Genomic DNA, 8,582 nt, shown 5'->3' on the forward strand with positions numbered 1-8,582 from the left:
ATGTGTTATGTCTGATACCAAACGTAATACAATTGGCAAATTTGGCTTGCTCTCGCTGACTTTTGCCGCCGTTTACAGCTTTAACAACGTTATCAATAATAATATTGAGCTTGGACTGGCCTCGGCGCCAATGTTTTTCCTCGCAACGATTTTTTATTTTATTCCCTTCTGTCTGATCATCGCAGAATTTGTCTCGTTAAATAAAAACTCAGAAGCTGGTGTCTACGCGTGGGTAAAAAGTTCGCTGGGCGGGCGTTGGGCATTTATTACTGCCTATACCTACTGGTTCGTAAACCTGTTCTTTTTCACCTCGCTGTTACCGCGCGTTATTGCTTACGCTTCATATGCCTTCCTCGGCTACGAATATATTATGACGCCGGTTGCCACCACTATTATCAGTATGGTGCTGTTCGCCTTCTCTACCTGGGTTTCTACCAACGGGGCGAAAATGCTGGGGCCAATCACCTCTGTCACCTCAACGCTGATGCTGCTATTAACACTCTCCTACATTTTACTGGCAGGAACAGCACTGGTTGGCGGCGTGCAACCTGCGGACCCCATCACCGTTGACGCGATGATCCCGAACTTTAACTGGGCATTCCTCGGCATTACCACCTGGATCTTTATGGCCGCAGGTGGTGCGGAGTCCGTCGCGGTGTACGTTAACGACGTCAAAGGTGGTTCGAAATCGTTCGTTAAAGTGATCATCCTCGCCGGGATTTTCATTGGCGTGCTGTACTCCGTCTCCTCGGTGTTGATTAACGTTTTTGTCAGCAGCAAAGAGTTGAAGTTTACCGGTGGATCGGTGCAAGTATTCCACGGCATGGCGGCGTATTTTGGTCTGCCGGAAGCGTTGATGAATCGCTTTGTCGGTCTGGTGTCCTTTACCGCGATGTTCGGTTCCCTGCTGATGTGGACCGCAACGCCGGTGAAAATTTTCTTCTCCGAAATCCCGGAAGGTATCTTTGGTAAGAAAACCGTCGAACTGAACGAAAACGGCGTTCCGGCGCGCGCGGCATGGATCCAGTTCCTGATTGTCATCCCACTGATGATTATCCCGATGCTCGGTTCCAATACCGTGCAGGATCTAATGAATACCATTATTAATATGACTGCCGCAGCGTCCATGCTTCCGCCGTTATTCATCATGCTGGCTTATCTGAATTTACGTGCCAAATTAGATCACCTGCCACGCGATTTCCGCATGGGCTCCCGTCGTACCGGAATTATTATCGTTTCGATGCTGATTGCGATATTTACCGTAGGGTTTGTCGCTTCTACTTTCCCGACCGGCGGCAATATTATGACTATCATTTTTTATAACGTCGGCGGTATCGTTATCTTCCTCGGCTTTGCATGGTGGAAATACAGTAAATATATAAAAGGATTAACGGCTGCAGAGCGCCATATTGAAGCATCTCCCGCCAGCAATGTTGAATAATCAGACTGATAAAAAATGAGTAGGGACTTCCCCTCTTCCTGAAAGGAAGAGGGAGAAAAGTATCCGCTTTTGTATTTTTTCATTATTTATTACACCGATAAAAGGCTGTATTTTTTTCTTTAGCTCATGGACTAACATAATGAAATTAACCAGTGCACCATGCAGAGCATTACTTGCTCTGCCATTTTGCTACGCTTTTTCTGCGATTGGCGAAGAGATTCGCCCAGCAAAACATGACGACACCAAAACGCCCGTTATTACCTCGCCATCTTCTCCTTCGTTTCGTTTTTACGGCGAATTAGGGGTTGGCGGATATATGGATTTAGAGGGTGAAAATAAACATAAATACAGCGACGGCACCTATATTGAAGGCGGTCTGGAGATGAAATATGGCGCCTGGTTTGGTCTGATTTATGGTGAAGGCTGGACCGTGCAAGCCGACCACGACGGCAATGCCTGGGTGCCCGATCATAGTTGGGGCGGTTTTGAAGGAGGGATTAACCGTTTCTATGGCGGTTATCGTACCAACGATGGCACCGAAATCATGTTGAGCCTGCGTCAGGATTCCTCGCTGGATGATCTGCAATGGTGGGGCGATTTCACGCCCGATCTGGGCTACGTCATTCCCAATACCCGCGACATTATGACCGCGCTGAAGGTGCAAAACTTAACCGGAAACTTCCGCTATAGCGTCACCGCTACCCCTGCCGGACATCATGACGAAAGCAAAGCCTGGCTGCATTTCGGCAAATACGATCGCTACGACGACAAATACACCTATCCGGCAATGATGAACGGTTACATCCAGTATGATCTCGCCGAAGGTATCACCTGGATGAACGGTCTGGAAATTACCGACGGCACAGGACAACTCTATCTTACTGGCCTGCTTACCCCTAACTTCGCCGCCCGCGCCTGGCACCATACCGGACGCGCCGACGGACTGGACGTACCGGGAAGTGAAAGTGGGATGATGGTGAGCGCCATGTATGAAGCGTTAAAGGGTGTTTATCTCTCCACCGCTTACACCTACGCCAAACATCGTCCTGACCACGCAGAGGATGAAACTACCTCCTTTATGCAGTTTGGTATCTGGTACGAATACGGCGGCGGACGTTTCGCTACGGCTTTCGACAGTCGCTTCTACATGAAAAATGCCTCTCACGATCCCAGCGACCAACTCTTCCTGATGCAATATTTTTACTGGTAATAAGGACAGTAACCTCATGAAAATCAAAACCATTTTAACGCCATTAGCCTGTACTCTGCTGATGAGTTTTTCCGCCCATGCCGCTAACGCTGACAATTATAAAAACGTGATTAACCGTACCGGCGCGCCGCAGTACATGAAAGATTACGATTACGACGACCACCAGCGTTTCAACCCATTTTTTGATCTCGGTGCCTGGCATGGTCATCTGTTGCCAGATGGCCCGAACACCATGGGCGGTTTTCCGGGCGTTGCGCTGCTGACAGAAGAGTACATCAACTTTATGGCCAGTAATTTCGATCGCCTGACCGTCTGGCAAGACGGCAAGAAAGTTGACTTCACCCTGGAGGCGTACAGTATTCCCGGCGCGCTGGTGCAAAAGTTGATATCGAAAGATGTACAGGTCGAAATGACTCTGCGCTTCGCCACGCCGCGCACATCACTACTGGAAACCAAAATCACCAGCGATAAACCGCTGGATCTGGTGTGGGATGGCGAACTGCTGGAAAAACTGGAAGCGAAAGAAGGGAAACCACTTTCCGATAAAACCATTGCTGGCGAGTACCCTGACTATCAGCGCAAAATCAGCGCCACTCGTGATGGCCTGAAAGTCACCTTTGGCAAAGTGCGCGCCACCTGGGATCTGCTGACTTCCGGCGAATCGGAATATCAGGTGCATAAATCATTACCGATGCAGACTGAAATCAACGGTAATCGCTTTACCAGTAAGGCGCATATCAACGGTTCAACGACGCTCTACACCACCTACTCCCACCTGCTGACCGCCCAGGAAGTTAGCAAAGAACAGATGCAAATCCGCGATATTCTGGCGCGTCCGGCGTTTTATCTCACCGCCTCACAGCAACGCTGGGAAGAGTATCTGAAGAAAGGATTAACTAACCCGGATGCAACGCCGGAGCAGACGCGCGTCGCGGTGAAAGCGATCGAAACCCTCAACGGTAACTGGCGCTCGCCTGGCGGTGCGGTGAAATATAACACTGTCACGCCGTCGGTAACCGGGCGTTGGTTCTCCGGCAACCAGACCTGGCCGTGGGATACCTGGAAGCAAGCATCTGCGATGGCGCACTTCAACCCGGATATCGCCAAAGAGAATATTCGCGCGGTCTTCTCCTGGCAGATCCAGCCTGGCGACGCGGTGCGTCCACAGGATGTGGGATTTGTGCCGGACCTGATTGCGTGGAACCTTAGCCCCGAGCGTGGCGGCGATGGCGGCAACTGGAACGAACGTAACACTAAACCCAGCCTTGCCGCCTGGTCGGTGATGGAAGTGTACAACGTCACTCAGGACAAAGCCTGGCAGGCAGAGATGTACCCGAAACTGGTGGCCTATCACGACTGGTGGTTACGTAACCGCGATCACAACGGCAACGGCGTGCCGGAATATGGCGCAACCCGCGATAAAGCCCACAACACTGAGAACGGCGAAATGCTGTTTACGGTGAAAAAAGGCAACAAAGAAGAGACGCTGTCTGGGCTGAACAACTACGCTCGCGTGGTGGAGAAAGGCCAGTATGACAGTCTGGAAATTCCGGCACAGGTTGCCGCATCGTGGGAATCGGGTCGTGATGATGCCGCCGTTTTTGGTTTTATCGACAAAGAACAACTGGACAAATATGTCGCAAGCGGCGGTAAACGTAGCGACTGGACGGTGAAATTCGCCGAAAACCGCAGTCAGGACGGAACGTTGCTGGGCTACTCGCTATTGCAGGAATCGGTGGATCAGGCCAGCTATATGTACAGCGACAACCATTATCTGGCCGAGATGGCGAAAATCCTCGGCAAACCCGAAGAAGCCAAACGTTATCGCCAGTTGGCAGTACAGCTCGCAGATTACATCAATACTTGTATGTTCGACCCGGCCACACAGTTCTACTATGACATACGCATTGAAGATAAACCGTTAGCGAACGGCTGCGCAGGCAAGCCGATTGTCGAACGAGGTAAAGGACCGGAAGGCTGGTCGCCGCTGTTTAACGGTGCAGCAACGCAGGCCAACGCCGACGCGGTGGTGAAGGTGATGCTGGATCCGAAAGAATTCAACACCTTTGTCCCGCTGGGAACGGCAGCGTTAACCAACCCGGCCTTTGGCGCGGATATCTACTGGCGCGGGCGCGTATGGGTGGATCAGTTCTGGTTTGGTCTGAAAGGGATGGAGCGTTACGGTTATCGCGATGATGCCCTGAAACTGGCGGATACGTTCTTCCGACACGCCAAAGGGTTAACCGCCGATGGCCCAATTCAGGAGAATTACAACCCGCTCACTGGCGCGCAGCAAGGCGCACCGAATTTCTCCTGGAGTGCCGCGCATTTGTATATGTTGTATAACGATTTTTTCCGTAAGCAGTAATTTGCAACGGCTGGCGGATGCGGCGTGAACGCCTTATCCGCCCTACATGTGCAATCCCCCAGTTCCGTAGGCCGGATAAGACGCGGCAAGCGTCGCATCCGGCGTTACCACCGGGTGTATTCTTTTTGAATCCCATCACAAACCCCGCATTCCCCTTTTCCCTTTTCTCCGGCGATGGCTAAATTAGAACTCATCCGACCACATAACAATTATTTTACATACTGGACAATCTTATGAGCTATCCGTCGCTGTTCGCCCCGCTTGATTTAGGCTTCACCACATTAAAGAACCGTGTGCTGATGGGCTCAATGCACACCGGACTGGAGGAATACCCGGACGGTGCGGAACGGCTGGCGGCGTTTTATGCTGAACGCGCCCGTCACGGCGTGGCGCTGATTGTCAGCGGCGGCATTGCCCCAGATTTAACAGGCGTTGGCATGGAAGGTGGCGCAATGCTTAACGACGCCAGCCAGATCCCGCACCATCGCACCATTACTGAAGCGGTACATCAGGAAGGCGGCAAAATTGCCCTGCAAATTTTGCATACCGGGCGCTATAGCTACCAGCCGCATCTGGTTGCGCCCTCCGCATTGCAGGCCCCCATCAACCGCTTTGTTCCCCATGAACTGACCCACGAAGAGATCCTGCGACTGATCGACGACTTCGCCCGCTGCGCACAACTGGCGCGAGAAGCAGGATACGATGGCGTAGAGGTAATGGGTTCCGAAGGGTATTTGATCAACGAGTTCCTTACCCTGCACACCAACCAGCGTAGCGACCAGTGGGGCGGCGATTACCACAACCGGATGCGGTTTGCCGTTGAAGTGGTGCGTACAGTGCGCGAGCGCGTCGGCAACGACTTTATTATTATCTACCGGCTGTCGATGCTCGACCTGGTCGAAGGCGGCGGGACTTTTAGCGAAACGGTAGAACTGGCGCAGGCCATTGAAGCGGCGGGTGCAACCATTATCAATACTGGAATAGGCTGGCATGAAGCGCGGATTCCGACCATCGCCACGCCCGTGCCGCGCGGCGCATTTAGCTGGGTCACACGCAAACTGAAAGGCCACGTCTCGCTACCACTGGTGACCACCAACCGGATTAACGATCCGCAGATTGCCGACGATATTCTCTCCCGTGGCGATGCGGACATGGTGTCAATGGCGCGAGCATTTCTCGCCGATGCGGAACTGTTATCAAAAGCGCGATCGGGACGAGCGGATGAGATCAACACCTGCATCGGCTGCAATCAGGCCTGCCTGGATCAGATCTTCGTCGGTAACGTCACCTCGTGCCTGGTAAACCCTCGCGCCTGCCATGAAACCAAAATGCCGATCCTTCCCGCCGTGCAGAAAAAAAATCTGGCGGTGGTCGGTGCGGGTCCTGCGGGACTGGCGTTTGCCATTAACGCGGCAGCACGTGGACATCAGGTAACGCTGTTTGATACTCACGGTGAGATCGGTGGGCAGTTCAACATTGCCAAACAGATCCCCGGTAAAGAGGAGTTCTACGAAACACTACGCTACTACCGCCGAATGATCGAAGTAACCGGAGTAACGCTCAAACTTAATCACACTGTGACAGCGGATCAATTACAGGTGTTCGATGAAACGATCCTCGCCAGCGGGATCGTACCGCGCGTTCCGCCCATCGACGGGATCGATCATCCAAAGGTGCTGAGTTACCTCGATGTACTGCGCGACAAAGCGCCGGTAGGCAACAAAATCGCCATCATCGGTTGTGGCGGTATTGGTTTTGATACGGCGATGTATTTGAGTCAGTCAGGGGAGTCCACCAGCCAAAATATCGCCGAGTTCTGTAATGAGTGGGGGATCGACAGCAGCCTGCAACAGGCCGGAGGTTTAAGTCCGCAAGGCATGCAGCTCCCACGTAGCCCACGGCAAATTGTGATGCTCCAGCGCAAAACCAGCAAACCAGGGCAAGGGTTAGGCAAAACAACGGGCTGGATCCATCGCACCACTCTGCTCTCGCGCGGCGTGAAAATGATCCCTGGCGTAAGCTATCAAAAGATCGACGATGATGGATTACACGTGGTGATCAACGGCGAAACGCAGGTATTCGCCGTTGATCATGTGGTGATCTGTGCGGGACAAGAGCCAAACCGCGCGCTGGCACAACCGTTGATTGATAGTGGGAAAACCGTGCATTTAATCGGTGGCTGCGATGTGGCAATGGAACTGGACGCGCGGCGAGCGATAGCGCAGGGAACACAGCTTGCGCTGGAGATTTAAATCGTGCATTGAAGTGCCGGATCCGGCCTGGGGGTAACGTGCCGAACGTAGGCCGGATAAGGCGTTCACGCCGCATCCGGCAGGTGGCATTAATCAATAAACAACGCAGGGGAAATGCCGAATCGCGCTGCCAGTTTTTTAGCGTGTTCCAGCGTTAATTTTCTCTTCCCGTTCAAAACGCGTGACACCATGGATTTACTGCCAATTTCTGGAAGATCGGAAAGGGTTAAGCCGTATTGATCCATCAGGGTACGAATCACAGCAACACCGCCAGGCATGGCTTGAACCATCGCATTAAATTCAGCAAATTCGGGCGCTGATTCTTCCCACGTGGTTATTTTGGCACACACCAGATCCAGCAAGGGGTTTTCAGGATCGTTGAGCAGCAGATGATCTACCAGTTCCAGCGCCTGGGCATACTGTTCTTCGCTCTGGATACCCGCCAGAAAAGGAGCCACATCGGTTAGCTTTTCTCCTGCTTGCAAGATATCGGCAATCGCAATCATTTTTTCCTTACATAATTAGTCAAGCATAGGGGGACTTTTCTATTTTTAATGGCGTATTCCAGTCTAACTTAAATGGGCTGTTAGCCACATATTGTTGTTTATTTATAATCATTATTCTATTATGATAACAACCTAATTTTTTAAGATCATGTTGCTGATCTTCTCCACTCCACCAAAGATAACCATATAAATAGCTTTTATTAAACTCATCCCAGGATGAAAAACTTTTCTGAATTTTCAATGTTACATCAAAGACTTCTTTCATATAACGTTGTTCATCAATCCATCCAGCCAAATAGTAATCCGCTAATAAATGATTTGCTCGACTTAAATCCCATGCGAGAATTGAATTATTGCCGAAATCAAGAAATGCATCATGCATTACCCTCATTTTTATCAGGAGTTTTTTATCACTAATATTTGCAAATAGTGTTTGCCAATTTTGTTCATTATCTAAATTTATGACATTTTCAGTTATATTATAAAACTCTTGAAGAAATTGTTCGTTATGCCTACCATCAACAAGTGATCGGATCATCTCCATACCCATTGATATGTCTTTTATCCCCCAGAAGCGTTTACAACGTCCTTTTGCAGTAACGCGATTATTTTTATTATATTCATGACCCGCCAATAACCGATAATCACCGCCATTTAATACCGTAATTACAAGGTGCGAACCATTAACAAATCGCATCGTATCATTTAACAGTGGTGCTTTATCTCTTTTATTACGTTTTCTTTTTGCATCCCCCCATGCCCACATAATAGCAACAGGAATAGTAACAGCAAGTCCTAGCAAAGT

General features: G+C 50.6%; 6 protein-coding genes. 4 read left to right on the forward strand and 2 right to left on the reverse strand.

All coding sequences use genetic code 11. The annotated features are described in order from the left end of the window. The first annotated feature begins 7 nt into the window (after nucleotides 1-7). The 4 genes from EA14781_RS11255 (at nucleotide 8) to fadH (ending at nucleotide 7,271) form a co-directional block, all read left to right on the forward strand. Nucleotides 8-1,441 (forward strand): amino acid permease, encoded by a 1,434-nt coding sequence (locus tag EA14781_RS11255; RefSeq protein ID WP_001285437.1) that lies wholly within the window; start codon nucleotides 8-10, stop codon nucleotides 1,439-1,441. Between the two features lie 139 nt (nucleotides 1,442-1,580). Next, nucleotides 1,581-2,651 (forward strand): protein YgjJ, encoded by a 1,071-nt coding sequence (gene ygjJ, locus EA14781_RS11260; protein WP_000779377.1) that lies wholly within the window; start codon nucleotides 1,581-1,583, stop codon nucleotides 2,649-2,651. A gap of 16 nt (nucleotides 2,652-2,667) precedes the next feature. After that, a complete protein-coding gene (gene ygjK, locus EA14781_RS11265; protein WP_000695425.1) occupies nucleotides 2,668-5,019 on the forward strand; it encodes an alpha-glucosidase in 2,352 nt (783 codons plus the stop codon). Nucleotides 5,020-5,252: 233 nt separating this feature from the next. After that, on the forward strand, nucleotides 5,253-7,271 hold the full coding sequence (gene fadH, locus EA14781_RS11270) for an NADPH-dependent 2,4-dienoyl-CoA reductase (RefSeq protein WP_000121489.1): 2,019 nt from the start codon (nucleotides 5,253-5,255) through the stop codon (nucleotides 7,269-7,271). An 89-nt stretch (nucleotides 7,272-7,360) separates the two neighbouring features. Here the strand turns inward: fadH and higA are convergent, their stop codons facing one another. Further along, nucleotides 7,361-7,777 carry a type II toxin-antitoxin system antitoxin HigA gene (higA, locus tag EA14781_RS11275; protein ID WP_000560273.1) on the reverse strand — a complete coding sequence of 139 codons (417 nt, stop codon included), beginning with the start codon at nucleotides 7,775-7,777 and terminating at the stop codon, nucleotides 7,361-7,363. A gap of 19 nt (nucleotides 7,778-7,796) precedes the next feature. Beyond that, a partial coding sequence (locus EA14781_RS11280) for a DUF1266 domain-containing protein (RefSeq protein WP_072015431.1) occupies nucleotides 7,797-8,582 on the reverse strand: 786 nt, incomplete at its 5' end.

It is taken from the genome of Escherichia albertii NBRC 107761 = DSM 17582, from assembly GCF_000759775.1.
GTDB lineage: Bacteria > Pseudomonadota > Gammaproteobacteria > Enterobacterales > Enterobacteriaceae > Escherichia > Escherichia albertii.

Excerpts from the sequence above, each read along its gene's own strand:
- EA14781_RS11255 (WP_001285437.1), top strand. The coding sequence starts at position 8 with ATGTCTGATACCAAACGTAATACAATTGGCAAATTTGGCTTGCTCTCG.
- ygjJ (WP_000779377.1), top strand. The coding sequence starts at position 1,581 with ATGAAATTAACCAGTGCACCATGCAGAGCATTACTTGCTCTGCCATTT.
- ygjK (WP_000695425.1), top strand. The coding sequence starts at position 2,668 with ATGAAAATCAAAACCATTTTAACGCCATTAGCCTGTACTCTGCTGATG.
- fadH (WP_000121489.1), top strand. The coding sequence starts at position 5,253 with ATGAGCTATCCGTCGCTGTTCGCCCCGCTTGATTTAGGCTTCACCACA.
- higA (WP_000560273.1), bottom strand. The coding sequence starts at position 7,777 with ATGATTGCGATTGCCGATATCTTGCAAGCAGGAGAAAAGCTAACCGAT.